Origin of the sequence: Citrobacter telavivensis (assembly GCA_009363175.1) — a bacterium.
In the GTDB taxonomy this organism is placed as follows: domain Bacteria; phylum Pseudomonadota; class Gammaproteobacteria; order Enterobacterales; family Enterobacteriaceae; genus Citrobacter_A; species Citrobacter_A telavivensis.
Genome location: CP045205.1, coordinates 2,385,439 through 2,403,074, shown reverse-complemented (window position 1 = coordinate 2,403,074; position 17,636 = coordinate 2,385,439). Strand labels below are relative to the sequence as shown.

General features: G+C 55.3%; 17 protein-coding genes. 6 read left to right on the top strand and 11 right to left on the bottom strand.

What is annotated here, in order from left to right:
• Positions 1-112: 112 nt before the first annotated feature.
• Positions 113-571 carry a DUF1307 domain-containing protein gene (locus tag GBC03_13755; GenBank protein ID QFS71200.1) on the top strand — a complete coding sequence of 153 codons (459 nt, stop codon included), beginning with the start codon at positions 113-115 and terminating at the stop codon, positions 569-571.
• A 45-nt stretch (positions 572-616) separates the two neighbouring features.
• Here the strand turns inward: GBC03_13755 and GBC03_13750 are convergent, their stop codons facing one another.
• From GBC03_13750 to GBC03_13740, 3 genes are read right to left on the bottom strand one after another with little or no spacing between them, the layout of a single operon-like run.
• Positions 617-1,087 (bottom strand): DUF1456 family protein, encoded by a 471-nt coding sequence (locus tag GBC03_13750; GenBank protein ID QFS71199.1) that lies wholly within the window; start codon positions 1,085-1,087, stop codon positions 617-619.
• 46 nt (positions 1,088-1,133) lie between these two features.
• Entirely contained in the window at positions 1,134-1,853 is a 720-nt protein-coding gene (gene yehT, locus GBC03_13745) for a two-component system response regulator BtsR (GenBank protein QFS71198.1), read from the bottom strand.
• Positions 1,846-3,534 (bottom strand): GAF domain-containing protein, encoded by a 1,689-nt coding sequence (locus GBC03_13740; GenBank protein QFS71197.1) that lies wholly within the window; start codon positions 3,532-3,534, stop codon positions 1,846-1,848. Before GBC03_13740 ends, yehT begins: the two co-directional genes overlap by 8 nt.
• 222 nt (positions 3,535-3,756) lie before the next feature.
• Here GBC03_13740 and mlrA point away from each other — a divergent pair, with 222 nt between their 5' ends.
• The gene (gene mlrA / locus GBC03_13735) at positions 3,757-4,488 is read left to right on the top strand and encodes an HTH-type transcriptional regulator MlrA (GenBank protein QFS73996.1); all 732 of its coding nucleotides are present in this window, start codon (positions 3,757-3,759) and stop codon (positions 4,486-4,488) included.
• A gap of 59 nt (positions 4,489-4,547) precedes the next feature.
• A complete protein-coding gene (locus GBC03_13730; protein QFS71196.1) occupies positions 4,548-4,655 on the top strand; it encodes a protein YohO in 108 nt (35 codons plus the stop codon).
• Here the strand turns inward: GBC03_13730 and GBC03_13725 are convergent.
• From GBC03_13725 to bglX, 5 genes are all read right to left on the bottom strand, one after another.
• Positions 4,636-5,367 carry an ABC transporter permease subunit gene (locus GBC03_13725; GenBank protein ID QFS71195.1) on the bottom strand — a complete coding sequence of 244 codons (732 nt, stop codon included), beginning with the start codon at positions 5,365-5,367 and terminating at the stop codon, positions 4,636-4,638. The genes GBC03_13730 and GBC03_13725 overlap by 20 nt on opposite strands.
• Entirely contained in the window at positions 5,351-6,298 is a 948-nt protein-coding gene (locus tag GBC03_13720) for an ATP-binding cassette domain-containing protein (protein QFS71194.1), read from the bottom strand. The genes GBC03_13725 and GBC03_13720 overlap by 17 nt, the downstream gene beginning before the upstream one ends.
• Complete coding sequence (locus GBC03_13715; protein QFS71193.1) at positions 6,291-7,457, bottom strand: ABC transporter permease subunit; 1,167 nt, start codon at positions 7,455-7,457, stop codon at positions 6,291-6,293. The genes GBC03_13720 and GBC03_13715 overlap by 8 nt, the downstream gene beginning before the upstream one ends.
• 15 nt (positions 7,458-7,472) lie before the next feature.
• The gene (locus tag GBC03_13710) at positions 7,473-8,390 is read right to left on the bottom strand and encodes an ABC transporter substrate-binding protein (GenBank protein ID QFS71192.1); all 918 of its coding nucleotides are present in this window, start codon (positions 8,388-8,390) and stop codon (positions 7,473-7,475) included.
• A 142-nt stretch (positions 8,391-8,532) separates the two neighbouring features.
• Positions 8,533-10,830, bottom strand: a complete 2,298-nt coding sequence (gene bglX, locus GBC03_13705; GenBank protein ID QFS71191.1) for a beta-glucosidase BglX — start codon at positions 10,828-10,830, stop codon at positions 8,533-8,535.
• A 216-nt stretch (positions 10,831-11,046) separates the two neighbouring features.
• On the opposite strand from bglX, the gene GBC03_13700 reads away from it, so the two are divergent.
• Both GBC03_13700 and GBC03_13695 read left to right on the top strand, forming a co-directional pair.
• Positions 11,047-12,768 carry a D-lactate dehydrogenase gene (locus GBC03_13700; GenBank protein QFS71190.1) on the top strand — a complete coding sequence of 574 codons (1,722 nt, stop codon included), beginning with the start codon at positions 11,047-11,049 and terminating at the stop codon, positions 12,766-12,768.
• Positions 12,769-12,881: 113 nt separating this feature from the next.
• The gene (locus GBC03_13695; protein QFS71189.1) at positions 12,882-13,436 is read left to right on the top strand and encodes a GNAT family N-acetyltransferase; all 555 of its coding nucleotides are present in this window, start codon (positions 12,882-12,884) and stop codon (positions 13,434-13,436) included.
• Between the two features lie 295 nt (positions 13,437-13,731).
• On the opposite strand, the gene GBC03_13690 is transcribed toward GBC03_13695, so the two are convergent.
• Both GBC03_13690 and GBC03_13685 read right to left on the bottom strand, forming a co-directional pair.
• Positions 13,732-14,679 (bottom strand): D-alanyl-D-alanine endopeptidase, encoded by a 948-nt coding sequence (locus GBC03_13690; GenBank protein QFS71188.1) that lies wholly within the window; start codon positions 14,677-14,679, stop codon positions 13,732-13,734.
• 165 nt (positions 14,680-14,844) lie between these two features.
• The gene (locus tag GBC03_13685) at positions 14,845-15,432 is read right to left on the bottom strand and encodes a DUF1282 domain-containing protein (protein QFS71187.1); all 588 of its coding nucleotides are present in this window, start codon (positions 15,430-15,432) and stop codon (positions 14,845-14,847) included.
• Between the two features lie 163 nt (positions 15,433-15,595).
• On the opposite strand from GBC03_13685, the gene GBC03_13680 reads away from it, so the two are divergent.
• Positions 15,596-16,171, top strand: a complete 576-nt coding sequence (locus tag GBC03_13680; protein ID QFS71186.1) for a DedA family protein — start codon at positions 15,596-15,598, stop codon at positions 16,169-16,171.
• Here GBC03_13680 and mdtQ read toward each other — a convergent pair.
• A complete protein-coding gene (mdtQ, locus tag GBC03_13675) occupies positions 16,162-17,601 on the bottom strand; it encodes a multidrug resistance outer membrane protein MdtQ (GenBank protein ID QFS71185.1) in 1,440 nt (479 codons plus the stop codon). The genes GBC03_13680 and mdtQ overlap by 10 nt on opposite strands.
• Positions 17,602-17,636 lie beyond the last annotated feature (35 nt).

The following is a 17,636-nucleotide window of genomic DNA, read 5'->3' as shown; positions in this document are numbered from 1 at the left end:
CGCATTTTCAGACATCTCCCCTAGCCTTTTCCCCCTATACTGTATTTCTTTCTGGTATACATACCAGGTACGATTTTTTGAGTACCAGACGTTTAATAAAATGGAGTTTTACATGAAAGCATTAAATACGTTTTTTTCGGTAGTTTTCGCGTCAGTTCTCGTTTTCTCTCTGGCTGGATGTGGCGACAAGGAAGAAAGCAAAACATTCAAAGCGGATGTCAATGGTACTGAGATCGTAATGACCTATACCTACAAGGGTGACAAAGTCATTAAGCAGACCTCACAAAACAAAATCAACTTTGCCTCTATCGGGGTAAAAACCAAAGAAGACGCGGCGAAGATCCTTGATCCGATCAGTGCAAAATATCAAAACATTCCCGGCGTGGAAGAGAAGCTGACCTATAAGGATGGCTACGCTGAAGAAACCGTCTCTGTTGACATGGAGAAGGTTGACTTTAAAAAGCTGCAGGGTGTGACGGGTACTCAATTCTCTGGTGACCCGAGCAACGGTATCAGCATGAAGCAGAGCCAGAAAATGCTGGAAGCCTCAGGCTTTAAAGAAGTGAAATAATCAAACGACGACGACCGGGCATCATGCCGGGTCGTCGCTTTTCTTTTAGTCTTTATTGCCGTGCAGACGCACAGCCAGTCCACGCAGGAAATAACGCATAAACTGATCGCCGCACTCGCGGTAGTTTTTATGATCGACAGAACGCATCATGGCGGTAATTTCCGGCATTGAAACGCGAACGTTCTGCTGGGTCATGATCGCCTGAATATCATCCGTTTTGAGCGAAAAGGCGATACGCAGCTTTTTCAGCACCGTGTTGTTGTTCACCCGACGCTCAAGCGCCAGTTCAGGCGCTGAATCATCTTTGCCGCGCTTCTCGTAGATCAGACCATTCAGAAATCCGGAGAGAATAATATCCGGGCAGCGGACAAAACCCTCTTCATCTTCTTTGGTCATCCAGGTGTCGAAATTCGCAGAGGTGGATTCCATGTCGGCGAGCGCAAGAATGCGCACCATGTCGTTATTATTAACTTTCAGGGTGTAGCGCAGGCTACGAAGAATATCGTTACTAAGCATAGAGCCTTCAACTGTCGATGATGCAATGGCGCGCAGTGTACCAGTTTTACAGGCCAATCGCCTCTTTCAAACTTTTCAGATAGCGGCGGCTGACCGGAACGGTTAACCCGTTGCGTAGTATCAGCTCTGCCTGACCGTTATCTTCCAGGCGAATTTCCTGTAACTGCGCCATGTTAACCAAATACTGTCGATGGCAGCGCAACAATGGCGTGCGGCTTTCCAGTGTTCTGAGCGTCAGTTCCGTAAAGCCTTCTTTGCCTTCGCTGCTGGTCACAAACACGCCGCTCATGCGGCTGCTGACAAAGGCGACATCATCCATTTGCAGCAGATAGATCCTGCTGTGCCCGCTACAGGGGATGAACTTCAGCGACTGCTGGTTTTCCGGCAGCACCGACACGTCCTGCTTGCTCCGCTCCTGGCGCAGACGACTGAGGGTTTTCTCCAGCCTCGCCTCTTCTATCGGTTTCAGAAGATAATCAAAGGCATGCTCTTCAAAAGCCTTTATCGCGTATTCGTCAAAGGCGGTCAGAAAAACAATATACGGACGATGCTCCGGGTCAAGCATACCGACCATTTCCAGCCCGCTGATACGCGGCATTTGAATATCCAGAAACAGCACGTCCGGATGCAGTCGATGCACCGCGCCAATCGCTTCAACGGCGTTGGCGCACTCACCCACGATCTCAATATCACTTTGTTCCTGTAACAAGATCCGCAGATTTTCCCGCGCTAACGGCTCATCATCCACAATCAGCACCTTAATCATGCGTCTCCTCCAGGGGCAGTCGTAGGGTTATTCGGGTAAAGCTATCCGGTTCGCAGACCACGCTAATACCGTAGTCATCGCCAAACCGTTCGCGCAGGCGTTTATCCACCAGATTCATGCCCAGACCGCTGACATTCGTGGTGGGCTGGTACAACCCGGCGTTATCTTCAATATCCAGCATCAGGTACTGCCCTTCCTGACGGGCGGTGATAGACACCTCTCCCGTCCCCAGCAGCTGTGACGTCCCGTGCTTAATGGCGTTTTCGACAATGGGTTGCAGAGTGAAGGCCGGCAACTGCTGATGCGCCAGCGCATCCGGCACGTTTAAACTCACCTGCAGCCGCGCCTGGAATCGCGCTTTCTCAATTTGCAGATAGGCATTCACGTGCTCAATTTCGTCGGCAAGCGTGACGATCTCCGACGGGCGCTTTAAGTTTTTGCGAAAGAAGGTAGAGAGATCCTGCACCAGTTGGCTCGCCTGTTCACTGTCGCGGCGCACCACCGCCTTAATGGTGTTGAGCGCATTAAACAGAAAATGCGGATTAACCTGCGCATGCAGCAGCTTGATTTCTGACTGAGTCAGCATCGCTTTCTGACGTTCATATTGCCCGGCGAGGATCTGCGCGGAGAGTAGCTGAGCAATCCCCTCACCCAGCGTTCGGTTAATGGAACTGAAGAGTCGGTTTTTTGCTTCATACAGCTTGATGGTCCCCATCACCCGTTGGTTTTCACCGCGTAATGGGATAACCAGCGTAGAACCAAGTTTGCACTGCGGATGCAGCGAACAGCGGTACGGCACTTCGTTGCCGTCAGCATATACGACCTCGCCCGTCTCGATGGCCCGTAGCGTGTAGCTGGAAGAGATAGGCCTGCCCGGCAAATGGTGATCGTCGCCAATCCCGGTAAAGGCCAACAGCCGCTCGCGATCGGTAATCGCCACCGCGCCGATATCGAGTTCCTGATACAGCACCTGCGCCACCTTCATGCTGTTCACTTCGTTGAATCCCTGGCGCAGGATACCTTCGGTGGAGGCCGCTACTTTCAGCGCGGTGGAGGAAAACGCAGAGGTGTATTTTTCAAACATCGCGCGCTTGTCGAGCAAAATACGCATAAACAGCGCCGCGCCAACGGTGTTGGTGACCATCATCGGGGCGGCGATATTGCTGACCAGCCGGTAAGCATCGTCAAACGGCCGGGCGATCAGCAAAATGATCAGCATCTGTACCATTTCGGCGACAAACGTGATCGCCCCTGCCGTCAGCGGATTGAAGACTTTATCGGTGCGTCCCCGCCGCGTCAGCACGCTGTGCACCAGACCGCCCAGCAGTCCTTCGACAATGGTGGAGATCATACAACTGAGCGCGGTCATGCCGCCCATCGAATAGCGGTGCAGACCCCCGGTTAGCCCCACCAGTCCACCGACGACCGGTCCGCCGAGCAGACCGCCCATCACCGCGCCAATCGCGCGCGTGTTGGCGATGGAATCATCAATGTGCAGACCAAAATAGGTGCCGAGGATACAGAAAATAGAGAAGGTGACGTAACAGAGCAACTTATGGGGTAAGCGAACGGTTACCTGCATCAACGGTATGAATAAACGCGTTTTACTCATCAACCATGCAATAACCAGGAACACGCACATCTGCTGAAGCAGCAGCAACACCAGATTAAAATCGTACATACCCGCAAACCACACTGCGTTTAAAACCGCGTAACATACATCGACTACGTTGATCTTTCTTTGAACTGTTGCAAAAAAAGATGAATTCGTGAGAACGATCACTCAAAAGTGTCCGTGTGAATACAATATCACGCCTCCTTTGATTAAAAAACAGACAAAACTACCTGGTTCGAAAAAGAGCGACTAAAGTTAGACTGGGACCTCGCGAGCAAGGATAAAATGATGGCGCTTTACACCATAGGTGAAGTGGCTTTGCTTTGTGATATTAACCCCGTTACGCTCCGCGCGTGGCAGCGGCGTTATGGATTATTGAAACCGCAGCGGACCGACGGCGGACATCGCCTGTTCAATGATTCAGATATCGACAGGATCCGCGAAATCAAACGCTGGATTGATAACGGGGTGCAGGTCGGCAAAGTCAAGATGCTGTTGAGCAATGAGAACGTGGACCTGCAAAACGGATGGCGTGAACAACAGGAAACCCTGCTGCACTATCTGCAAAATAACAATCTGCACAGTCTCCGGGTCTGGCTAAAAGAGCGTGGACAGGATTACCCCGCGCAGACGCTAACCACCCACCTTTTTCTTCCGCTACGTCGGCGGTTACAGTGCCAACAGCCCACACTACTGGCGCTATTGGGGATCCTTGACGGTGTGTTGATCAACTACATCGCCATTTGCCTCGCCTCGGCCAGAAAAAAACAGGGCAAAGATGCGCTGGTCGTGGGCTGGAATATTCACGATACCACGCGTCTGTGGTTGGAAGGTTGGGTTGCCAGCCAGCAGGGATGGCGGGTTGACGTACTGGCGCATTCGCTGAGCCAGTTTCGCCCGGACCTGTTTGAGGGGCGAACCCTACTGGTGTGGTGCGGCGAAAATCAGACGTCGGCACAGCAGCAGCAGCTGAATGCCTGGCGCGCGGAAGGACACGATATTTATCCACTTGGCATTTAATGATTCATTAACAGCTACGCTTCTCTGTATAATCTCTGAGTTAACATAAGGAGAACATCATGAGCGTAGCGAAAATCGGTGTCATCACCCTCTTTTTACTCATGGCCATCGGCGGTATTGGCGGTGTGATGCTCGCAGGCTATACCTTCATTTTGCGTGCCGGCTAAGGCGCTGCACTAACCGCTCGAACAGGCGGTCTACGACGATCGCCGCCAGCGCGACCAGCAGCGCGCCCTGAATAACATACGCCGTGTTGAATCCGCTCAGACCGATGATAATCGGTGTGCCAAGCGTGCTGGCCCCCACCGTTGACGCGATAGTCGCGGTGCCAATATTGATAATCACCGACGTCCGTACCCCTGCCAGAATCACCGGCGCCGCCAGCGGCAACTCCACCTTTCGCAACTGTTGTCCCGGGCTCATCCCCATTCCGCTGGCAATGTTGCGCACGCTGTCCTCAATCGACCCCAGTCCCGCCAGCGTCGCCTGCAGGATGGGTAACACGCCGTACAGGATCAGCGCAATAATGGCCGGTTTCTGACCAAATCCCATCACCGGCACCGCGATCGCCAGCACCGCGACGGGCGGAAAGGTTTGTCCAACGGCAGCAATGGTCTCCACCAGCGGGCGGAACTCCCGTCCTTTTGGTCGTGTCACCACAATTGCGGCGCCCACGCCAATCACCACGGCAAACAGGCTCGACACCGCGACCAGCCAGAAATGGGCCAGCGCCAGCGCGAGAAAGCTTTCCTGCTGATAAACCGGGCGCGGAAGTTCAGGAAACAGACTGGCAAAAATCGCCTGGCTGTGCGGTAACCCCAACAGCATCAGCAGGAAGAGTGCGATCAACCAGAGCAGCGGGTCAGACAGTCGTTTCATGCGTTAGCGTCTCCAGTAGCAGGTCGCGAAAATGAAGCGTCCCACAGACAATGCCCTGCTGATTGACCACCGGTAACACGTCGCACCCGCGCGCGACAAACGCGGAAAGCGCATCGCGCAGCGTCATCTCTTCGGTCAACGCCTCCCCGGCAATCTGTTCATCCCGGCGCACATAGTCAGCCACGGTTCGCAGCGACAGTAACCGTACTCCCAACTCACTGCGACCAAAAAACTGTTGCACAAAGTCATTCGCCGGTGCCGTCAGCATCGCCAGCGGCGTCCCCTGCTGAACAACTTCTCCGCCGTCCATCAGCACCAGATGCTCCGCCAGGCGCAGCGCTTCATCAATATCATGCGTGACCAGCACAATGGTCCGCCCCAACAGACGGTGGATGCGGGTCATCTCCTGCTGCAACGCCCCACGGGTGACCGGATCCAGCGCGCCGAAAGGTTCATCCATCAGCAGCACCTGCGGATCGGCAGCCAGCGCGCGCGCCACGCCCACGCGCTGCTGCTGTCCACCGGAAAGCTGATGCGGATAGCGCTCGCGCAACACGACTTCCAGCCCGAGCAGCGCCATTAATTCCTCCACCCGCTCATCAATTTTTCTGCGCGGCCACTTCAGCAATTGCGGGACGGTGGCGATGTTCTGCGCCACCGTCCAGTGCGGAAACAGGCCAATCGACTGAATCGCGTAGCCCATCCGCCGACGCAGTTCCAGTACCGGCAGACTGCGAATTTCCTCACCAGCAAAGCGAATTCTGCCGCTGTCATGCTCCACGAGCCGGTTAATCATTTTCAGAGTGGTGGATTTCCCCGAACCTGAGGTGCCAATCAGTACCGAGAAACTGCCTTCCTTAACGTGCAGATTCAGGTCGCTAACCGCCTTGTGCTCACCAAAGGCTTTATTCACGTGGCTAAATTCAATCATGGTGGGTTACCTTCAGCAGAGCATTCCCTAAATCAAACAGCGCATCAATCAGTACCGCCAGCGCAATGACCGGGATCACGCCCAGCAGCACCAGATCCACGGCGCTGCTGAGCAGTCCCTGAAACACCAGCGCGCCAAAACCACCGGCGCCAATCAGCGCGGCGATGACGGCCATCCCGACGGTCTGCACCATCACCACCCGCAGGCTACGTAAAAAGACCGGCAGTGCCAGCGGAAGCTGAACGTGTAGAAAGCGCTGCGCGATGCTCATCCCCATCGCGCGGGCGCTTTCCAGGACATCGCGGGGAACCTGATTCAGCCCGGCCACCACGCCGCGAACCAGCGGCAAGAGCGCGTACAGCACCAGCGCGATCAGCGCCGGGGTCAGACCGGTTCCCGCCACGCCCACCGTTGCAAGCCAGGGGAACGCCTTTACCAGCCCGGCAAGCGGTGCAATCAACAGGCCGAACAGCGCGACGGAAGGAACGGTTTGAATCACATTGAGGACGGTAAACACCGGCCCCTGGCGGGCGGTGGAAAAATAACACCAGATTCCAAGGGGAATGCCTATCGCCAGCGCGGGCAGCACGGTACCCAACAGCAACGTCAGATGCTGGGCCAGCGCATCATCAAAGACATCCTGACGATTAGCGTACTCTTTGAGTAAAGAGAGGTCATCGAACGTCCCCGTCAGCAAGAGTGAGACGGGAATAATCGCCAACTGCGCATGTAAAACCCAGCGCCAGAGTGGCTGTGCGGTAATACGTCTGATAGCGTCGCTGCAGGCCAGTAATCCCAGCGCGAGCCCCAGCCAGAGACCGCTTCCCACGCTGGTTCGCGCCAGCGGCGTTCCCGTTTCTGCCAGATGTGTCGCCGCCTTACCCACGCTCCACAGCATCAGGATCACCAGCAGTTGTGCCACCACCAGCGTACACAGCGCCCCTTTTCTTCCCGGCACGAAGCACAATGCCAGCAGGGCGCAACCCGCGCCGGTGAGCATCGACACCGAACCGGGCCAGAGCGTCCAGAGCTGTCGCCCCTCTCCCGACACCAGGCGATTCGGGGCATAGTTCACAAACGGCAGCGCAACGGCGGCGGCTGAAAGAACAACCAGCAGCAGCAGTACGCGCTGAATACTGACTTTTGACACGTCACCCAACCTTTTTCAGTCCCTTTATTTCACCCATCCCTTTTGTTTCAGATAATCTGCCGCCACTTTTTTTGCATCTAACCCTTCAACGGCAATACTGGCATTGAGTTGTTGCAACGTTTTTTCATCCAGGCTGGCAAACACAGGTTGCAGCCATTCCGCCATCTGCGGGTACGCCTTCAACACCGCCTCACGCACCACAGGGGCTGGCGCATAAATGGGCTGAACGCCTTTGGGATCGCTTAACGTCTGCAAGCCCAGTGCGGCGACCGGACCATCCGTCCCGTAGGCCATCGCGGCGTTGACGCCGGACGTTTGCTGCGCGGCTGCTTTGATGGTCACCGCCGTGTCACCGCCCGCCAGTGAAAGCAGTTGCGTCTGATCGAGCGTAAAATCGTAGGCTTTTTCGAACGCGGGCAGCGCGTCAGCACGTTCGATAAATTCGGCGGAGGCGGCCAGTTTGAAGGTACCGCCCTCTTTCAGATAGCGTCCGAGATCGGCCAGCGAGGTGAGTTTATTCTTTTCGGCGACATCGCTTCGCACCGCGATAGTCCAGGTATTATTGGCCGGTGCCGGTGTTAACCAGACCAGCTTATTCTGCTCTGCATCGAGTTTTTTGACTTTCTCAAAGCCTGCTTGTGCATTTTTCCATGCCGGATCGTTTTCATCTTTGAAGAAGAACGCGCCATTACCGGTGTATTCAGGGTAGATATCCAGTTCGCCTGAGGTGATCGCACCGCGCACGACCGGCGTGGTACCTAACTGGACTTTATTGACCGTTTTGACGCCGTGGCTTTCCAGCACCTGCAAAATGATGTTGCCAAGCAGCGCGCCTTCGGTATCAATTTTCGACCCAACCTTCACCGGCGACGCCGCCTGCAAGGGTAAGCTCACTGCCGCTAACAGCGCCAGCGAACCGGCCCAAATCTTTGAGATTGTCATGATGCTTTCCTCATCTTTTTGTCGACTTTTTCAGCGACTTGAGGGAAAAGCATAGTCGAAAAGTATTCCGTTAACCCGACATTTCGGTTTTTTCGGGGGGAAAAACAGGGGGAATCCACGCGGGAACGCCCCCTTACGCCGATCACAGCAATTCAAACGATCCCTGCTTCACGCGGGCAGAATCGACGCCGATAAAGACGTTGAACTTGCCGGGTTCGGCATCGAACGTCATCTGCTGATTCCAGAACTTCAGCGCGTTGATATCAATCGGGAAGCTGACGGTCTGCGTTTCGCCGGGTTTCAGGTTCACTTTCTTAAAGCCTTTCAGCTCTTTCACCGGACGACTCAGGGAAGCCGTGACGTCCTGCACGTACAGCTGGATCACCGTTTCACCTTCACGCTTGCCGGTGTTGGTCACCTTCACACTCGCCGTCACGCTGCCGTCACGTTTCATGGTCGGCGCAGAAAGCGTCACGTCAGAAACAGTAAACGTGGTGTAGCTCAGGCCATAACCAAACGGATAGAGCGGGCCGTTAGCTTCGTCAAAGTAGCGAGAGGTGTACTTGTTCGGCTTGTCGGCGTTATACGGACGACCGGTGTTGAGGTGGCTGTAATAGGTCGGGATCTGCCCCACCGAGCGTGGGAAGGACATCGGCAGTTTGCCTGACGGGTTGTAGTCGCCAAACAGGACGTCGGCAATCGCGTTACCCCCTTCCGTACCGGCAAACCAGGTTTCCAGAATCGCATCGGCCTGTTGATCTTCTTTCACCAGCGCCAGCGGACGACCGTTCATCAGCACCAGCACCAGCGGTTTTCCGGTCGCTTTCAGCGCCGCGATCAGGTCGCGCTGGCTCTGCGGCAGGGTAATGTCGGTACGGCTGGACGCTTCATGCGCCATGCCCTGTGCCTCACCCACCACGGCAACCACCACATCAGACTGCTTCGCCGCCGCGACGGCTTCATCAATCATCTCCTGAGGAGAACGCGAGTCCACCTTCACCGCCTCTTCGTACTGATTGAGGAAGGTGACAATGTCATTATCGTTGGTGACGTTGGCCCCATGGGCGTACACCACCTTACCGTTTGTGCCGAGAGCATTTTTAATGCCGGTCAGAACGGTAATGGACTGATCGGCCACGCCTGCGGCAGACCAGCTGCCCATCACGTCGCGTTTGCTGCCAGCCAGCGGGCCGACAACCGCAATCGTCCCCGATTTTTTTAGCGGCAGCGTGTCGAGGCGGTTTTTCAGCAGCACCAGGCTTTCACGCGCGACTTCACGTGCTTCTTTGCGGTGCAGTCGGCTTTCGGCGTTGGTATCCACCGGATCGGTCTCTTTCGCCCCCAGATGGCTGTACGGATCGTTAAACAGCCCCATGTCATATTTCACGTTGAGCACGTGACGCGCCGCGTCATCCAGCTCCGCCATCGTCACTTTGCCGGATTTGATCAGTCCCGGCAGGTATTTGCTGTAATACTCGTCGCTCATGCTCATGTTAATGCCGGACTTGAGCGCCACGCGCACCGCATCTTCCGGATCGGCGGCGGTGCCGTGTTTAATCAGCTCTTTGATGGCCCCGTGATCGGACACGGTAATGCCTTTAAAGCCCCACTTATCGCGCAGAATGTCCTTCAGCAGCCAGGAATCAGAGGTCGCTGGCGTGCCGTTCAGCGAGTTCAGCGCCACCATCACCGCGCCGCTGCCTGCATCCAGACCGGCTTTGTACGGCGGCATATAGTCGTTAAACAGGCGCTGTGGACTCATGTCCACGGTGTTGTACTCTTTACCGCCCTCCACGGCGCCGTAGGCGGCGAAGTGCTTCACGCTGGTCATCACCGAATAGCGATCCGCCGGGCTTTTGCCCTGCATCGCTTCCACCATCGTTTTGCCCATGATGGAGGTCAGATAGGTATCTTCGCCAAAACCTTCCGAGGCGCGTCCCCAGCGCGGATCGCGGGAGACATCGACCATCGGTGCCCAGGTCATATTCAGGCCGTCGTCGGCAGCTTCATACGCCGAGATGCGTCCGACGGTTTTCACCGCGTCGAGGTTAAAAGAGGACGCCAGCCCAAGGCTAATCGGGAAGACGGTACGCTGGCCGTGCAGCACGTCATAGGCAAAAAAGAGAGGGATTTTCAGGCGGCTCAGTTCCATCACCTGATCCTGCATTTTACGGATGTCCTGACGGGTAACGGTGTTGAAAATCGCGCCCACCTGGCCGTCTTTGATCATCTCGCGGATCGCTTCTTTCGGGTTATCCGGGCCGACGCTTATCAAACGCAGCTGGCCAATCTTTTCATCGACGGTCATTTTCGTCAGCAACTGGGTGACAAACGCATCCCGCGCTTCCGGCGTCAGCGGATGGTTACCGAACAGCTCCTCCGCCAGCGCTGGTTGCAACGCCAGACTAACTGCGACACCTACAGAACATAGCCATTTCATGTTGATTCTCTCTTTCTCTAAAGCCCGACGTGGCAGCGAAAATATAGCAAAAACCGCATTTTGCCATAAGCCTAAACGGCAGCGCGGCAGAAAGCTAAGGTTATTCTCTTAATTTTCAACGCCGCCAATTCAAAGACAGTGTGAATGAGAAAGCGTATTGTCATACAAAGCGCTATGCTTGAACCTGATATTTTGTCCCACCACAAGGAGTGGAGAATGTCTTCCATTACAACAACTGATAATAAAACCTTCCTGAATGAGCTCGCCCGCCTGGTGGGACATTCACACCTGCTGACTGACCCTGCAAAAACCGCCCGCTATCGCAAGGGTTTCCGTTCCGGTCAGGGCGAGGCTCTGGCGGTAGTCTTTCCCGGATCGCTGCTGGAACTCTGGCGCGTGCTGAACGCCTGCGTCAACGCCGATAAAATTATCCTGATGCAGGCGGCCAATACCGGCCTGACCGAAGGCTCCACGCCGAACGGTAATGATTATGACCGCGAGATTGTCATCATCAGCACCCTGCGCCTCGACAAGCTCCACGTGCTGGGCAAAGGCGAGCAGGTGCTGGCCTATCCCGGCACCACGTTGTATTCGCTGGAAAAAGCGCTGAAGCCGCTGGGGCGTGAGCCACACTCGGTGATTGGTTCGTCGTGCATCGGCGCATCGGTCATTGGCGGGATCTGTAATAACTCCGGTGGTTCGCTGGTGCAAAGAGGCCCGGCGTATACCGAAATGTCCCTGTTTGCCCGTATTGATGAAAACGGCAAGCTGCAACTGGTTAACCATCTGGGGATCGATCTGGGACAAACGCCAGAACAGATCCTGAGTCAACTGGACGATGAACGGATCAAAGAGGAAAATGTCCGCCACGACGGGCGACACGCCCACGATCACGACTACGTCACCCGCGTCAGAGACATCGACGCCGACACGCCCGCACGCTATAACGCCGATCCGGATCGCCTGTTCGAATCTTCTGGCTGTGCCGGAAAGCTGGCGGTCTTTGCGGTGCGTCTCGACACCTTTGAAGCGGAAAAAAAACAGCAGGTATTTTACATTGGCACCAATCAACCCGAGGTGCTGACGGAGATCCGCCGCCATATTCTGGCGACGTTCGACAATCTGCCGGTGGCGGGTGAATACATGCACCGCGACATTTACGACATTGCCGAACAGTACGGCAAAGACACTTTCCTGATGATTGATAAGCTCGGCACCGACAAAATGCCGTTCTTCTTCACCCTGAAGGGGCGCACCGACGCGATGCTGGAAAAGGTGAAATTCTTCCGTCCGCACTTTACCGACCGCGCGATGCAGAAGTTTGGTCATCTGTTCCCGAGTCATCTGCCGCCACGGATGAAAAGCTGGCGCGATAAATATGAACATCATCTGCTGTTAAAAATGGCGGGCGATGGCGTCGCGGAAGCGCAAAGCTGGCTCACCGAATTCTTTAAAACCGCAGAAGGCGATTTCTTTGCCTGCACGCCGGAAGAAGGTAGCAAAGCCTTCCTGCACCGCTTCGCAGCGGCTGGCGCAGCCATTCGCTATCAGGCAGTTCATGCTGACGAGGTGGAGGATATTCTGGCGCTGGACATCGCACTGCGCCGCAATGACACCGAATGGTACGAACATCTGCCGGCGGAGATGGATAACCAACTGGTGCATAAACTCTATTACGGGCACTTTATGTGCTACGTCTTCCATCAGGATTATATCGTGAAGAAAGGTGTGGATGCTCACGCGCTGAAAGCACAAATGCTGGAACTGCTGCAACAGCGCGGCGCGCAATACCCGGCTGAGCATAACGTCGGGCATCTGTATGAAGCACCGCCCGCACTGACCCGTTTTTATCGCGAAAATGACCCGACCAACAGTATGAATCCCGGAATTGGCAAGACCAGTAAGCAAAAATTCTGGAAAGTACCGTCTTCAGATTAACGCCAGCTAATGTGCCTGATGCGCAGGCTGGATTTGCACGAAATATCGTGCAAAAGTAATAAGATGTGCCGGAGTCGTGATGACTCCGGTTTTTCTTCGCAAAGGTGAGAACCATGTCTGTTGCCGATACGCTTTCTGATAACGATATCGTGGTACGCGATGCGCTGCCCGACGACGTAGAGGCGATCTCCTCGTTATATGCGTGGCATGTGTTGAATGGCCGCGCCTCTTTTGAAGAAACCCCCCCGACGGTCGATGAAATGCGCCGACGTATGCGTACGGTGGCACAGTATGGATTGCCGTGGCTGGTGGCGCTCTATCGCGGCGTGATCGTCGGTTATTGTTATGCCACGCAGTATCGTCCTCGCCCGGCCTATCGTTTTACCCTGGAAGAGTCGATTTATGTCGATGCCAGCATGACCGGACGCGGCGTCGGCAGCCTGCTGATGCATACGTTAATCACCCGCTGTGAAGAAGGTCCATGGCGGCAGATGGTGGCGGTGATTGGCGACGGCCATAACAATCCGGGGTCGCTGCGATTGCATAAAAAGCACGGTTTCGAGATTGCCGGACAGTTGCGTAGCGTCGGGTATAAAAAGGGAGACTGGCGGGATACGTTGATTATGCAGCGCCCACTCAACGAAGGTGACTGGACGCTGCCAGAGTAAGGTTTTGTTATTCATGCCGGATGACGGCATAAATGCCTTATCCGGCCTACGGGTGAAATGTTTTCGTCGGCCTGATAAGCGAAGCGTCATCAGGCTATTTTCCAGGACGATTGCCTTATCCAGCCTACGGGTGAGATGTTTTCGTAGGCCTGATAAGTGAAGCGCCATCAGACTATTTTCCAGGACGACTTCGCCTTATCCGGCCTACGGGTGAGATGTTTTCGTAGGCCTGATAAGCGAAGCGCCATCAGGCTATTTTCCAGGACGACTTCACCTTATCCGGCCTATAGCGGCATCAGTCGTTTTGCGCGGTCTGCTCACCCGCATTGCCACCCGCAGCAGCCATCTGTGCGGCTTTCTGCTTTTTATAGCTCAACGCCGCCGGCGGAACCGGCATCACTTTCCCGGTTTCGATCCACGTGCGTAAACGACTGGCGTCGGCGAAATGGGTGTACTTGCCGAACGCATCCATCACCACCAGCGCCACCGGTTTGTTATTGATTACCGTGCGCATCACCAGACAATGGCCAGCCGCGTTGGTGAAGCCGGTTTTAGTAAGCTGAATATTCCAGTTATCGCGATACACCAGATGGTTGGTATTGCGGAACGGCAGCGTATACGCCGGATTGGCGAAGGTCGCCATATCTTCACGCGTGGTACTCAGTTGACCGATCAGCGGGTACTGCTTGCTGGCAATCAGCATTTTGGTGAGATCGCGTGCGGTCGACACGTTATGAATCGACAAACCGGTTGGCTCCACAAAACGCGTCTGGGTCATACCCAGCGCTTTTGCCTTCGCGTTCATTGCTTTTATAAACGCGTTATAGCCGCCAGGATAATGGTGCGCCAGGCTCGCCGCCGCCCGGTTTTCTGAGGACATCAGCGCCAGCAGCAACATATTTTTACGGCTGATTTCACTGTTCAGCCGCACGCGAGAGTAAATCCCTTTCATCTCCGGCGTCTGGCTGATATCCACTTTCAGTTTTTCGTCCAGCGGCAGTCGTGCATCAAGCACCACCATCGCCGTCATTAATTTGGTAATTGACGCAATCGGACGCACCAGGTCCGGATGGTTTGAATAGATAACCTTATTGGTGTTCAGATCCACGATCATCGCGCTACCGGAGGCGATCTCGGGTTGAGACGCCGCGGCAGTCGCCGCCGTTTTTGCCAGCGCTTGTGGCGCAAAAGGCACAGCCAGCATCAGCGCCAGGCTCAGTATGGAAACTCGGAATTTCAGCATGATGAGATTTCAGAAAATGATTCACGCGTGATGACACGCACCGCCGGAGTCAGAATGGCTCAGGCTAGCAGAGGAATCATAGCGAGCTAATGACCTCGCCGCCATAAGAGAATCGTCAGGAAATGCTGCATTGCTGGCTTTTGCACCAACAATGCAGCACGGTAATCAGAACAAGCGGTAGCCGTATCCCCAGAGGATGACGGTCAGCGCGAGCAGCACTTCCAGTACCAGTACGCCGATAGCCAGGGTCGAGCTGGAGAAACTTAAGCCCTCTTCCTTATTGATATTCAGGAATGTCGGAATGCCCAGATAGAGCAGATAGCCGGTATAGAACAGTGCTACTGTGCCGACAAATGCGCAAAGCCACACCAGCGGATACAGCGCCACCAGACCGCTAAGAAATAGCGGCGTCGCGACATAGCCGGCAAACACCATACAGTGCGTCAGGGATGGACGCTGCGGATAACTCCGCGCCATCCACCAGATCACGCGCCCCATGATTGCCACGCCCGCCAGCATCACGGCATAGAACAGGACAGCCAGCGCCAGTCCCGTAAACAAAGAGAGCTTCAGGACATTGCCGTCGCCAAAATTCCAGCCGATTTGTGTTGTACCAATGAAGGCGCAAATAACCGGGATGGCCGCCATCAAAAGCACATGGTGGGTGTAGTGATGCGAAACCGTTTCGTTCTCGCTGTTGATCACCTGCATTTCACGATTGGGATGAGAAAACAGCCCCCAGACATGGTTCATACCGCCCCCTTGTTGTCAGCTGTGGACTTAACACTTCAAGTATAATTCAGCTTTTCGATTATTTATTGTACAGACAAAGAAATGCCGCTGCGTGTGATGGCCCTTTTTGAGCATCCCGAATTCAGAGGGTGTATGCTTACAGTCGTGGAGGTCATACAGACGTATGGATATAAACAGTCTTATTGCGCAATACGGTTATGCCGCTCTGGTGATTGGGAGTCTGGCTGAAGGCGAGACCATCACTCTGCTGGGAGGCGTTGCCGCACATCAGGGATTACTCAAATTTCCTCTTGTGGTCGTGGCCGTGGCCTTAGGCGGCATGATAGGCGATCAACTGCTGTATCTGCTGGGACGCCGCTATGGCGGCAAGATTCTGCGCCGCTTCGCCCGTCACCGCAACAAAATCCGCCAGGCGCAAAAGATGATCCAGCGCCGCCCGTATCTGTTCGTGATCGGCACCCGCTTTATGTACGGATTCCGCGTGATCGGGCCGCTGCTGATTGGTGCCAGCCATCTGCCACCAAAGATTTTTTTACCCCTGAATATTCTCGGCGCGCTGATCTGGGCGCTGATCTTCACCACCCTGGGCTACGTGGGAGGTGAAGTGGTCGCGCCGTGGTTGCATCACCTCGATCAGCACCTCAAGCATTGGATCTGGCTGATTCTGGCGGTAGTGCTGGTGATCGGTGCTCGCTGGTGGCTAAAGCGCCGCAGTAAAGCGAAGATGCCTCAGGAGTGATGATAGCCGCCGCCGAGCGCGCTGGTGAGTTGGATCGACGCATCCAGCCACTGGCCTTGTAAAATCAGTCCGTTAGCCTGCTCACGCAGCGCCGGTATTCTGGCCTTACTGACAAGAGAACCCGCAATGATCCCGGCGTCAAAGCGTGCCTGCGCCAGGCTGACCACCCGATCGGCGTCATGCTCTATCTGCTGCTGATGCTGATTTTTCTGCATCAGCGTCGCCACCTGACTGGCGGTGCGCGCCACGTCGTTCACCGCATCAACAACCGCTTTGTTATAACTGGCGATCGACAAATTGTTTTGTGCCTGGGCAATATCCAGACTGGCATTCAGTCTGCCGCTGTCGAAAACAGGCAGCGTCAGGCCTGCGGTCACGCCCATCTGTTGCGCAGAACTGCGGAACAGATCGCTCAGATGCAGCGCATCCTGTTGTAAAAACGCCATCAGATTGATATCGGGATAGAACGCCGCTTTCGCCGCCTCCACGCTGCTCATGGATGACTCGATCACCCAGTGCGCTGCCTGCAAATCCGCTCTGCGCGCCAGCAGGGCGTAACCCAGTTGCGCTGGAAGCTGACTCTCCACCTGCGGCAGACTCACTTCGTGCAGTTTCAGCGACGTCGACTGCGTGTTGGTCAGCGCGCTCAGACGCGCCTCAATCACTTTCATCTTCCCGGCGATATCATTCAACTGCTGCTGGGTTTTGCTGTCATCAATATCCGTTTCCACGCCTTCCACCGAGGAGGTGATGCCGTTCTGATACAACTGGCGATCGGTATCAATGATGTTGCGCTGTTCCTGTTCAATTTGCGTCAGCAGTTTGCTGAGCGCCGCCTCGGTCTGCCATTCCCAGTAAAGCCGCGTAACGCCGCTGGCTAACAGCTGGCGCGTCTGTTCACGCTCGGCTTCCCGCGCTTTCACCGCCCCGATTCGCGCCGTCACTTCCGCGCGGTTCTTACCCCACAAATCGAGATCCCAACCGGCGGTTAAGCCGAACGATCCGTTGGTGTACCAGGGCCCGGTCGTACCCGCTGCCGGATCGGTGACCGCAAACGGCCCCATGACCCCTTCTCCCGACATTTTCTGCCGTTCAGCCTCCGCCGAGAAATCAACCTGCGGCCCATCCTGGGCTTCAACCGCTTTAGCCTGCGCTTCGGCCAGCGCGATCCGTTGCTCCGCCACCTGCATATCCGGGGAACTGGCAAGCGCATTCTTCACTAATTCGTTCAACTGTGCGTCATGATAATCCTGCCACCACTGGCTTCCAGGCCATCCGTTATTCAGCGCCGACGGCAGCGCGGAATCCACGTGAGAGGCGGGAGGTTGCTGAACCAGCGTCTTTTGGGTGTCATGCATGGGGGCGCATCCCGCAAGCAAAATAGCCAGCGGAAAGCACGCGTTCAGCGCGTGAAAAGAATTACGAGTCATGAAGAGGTTCTGATAAGAAAAGGTGCGCGGAGCTT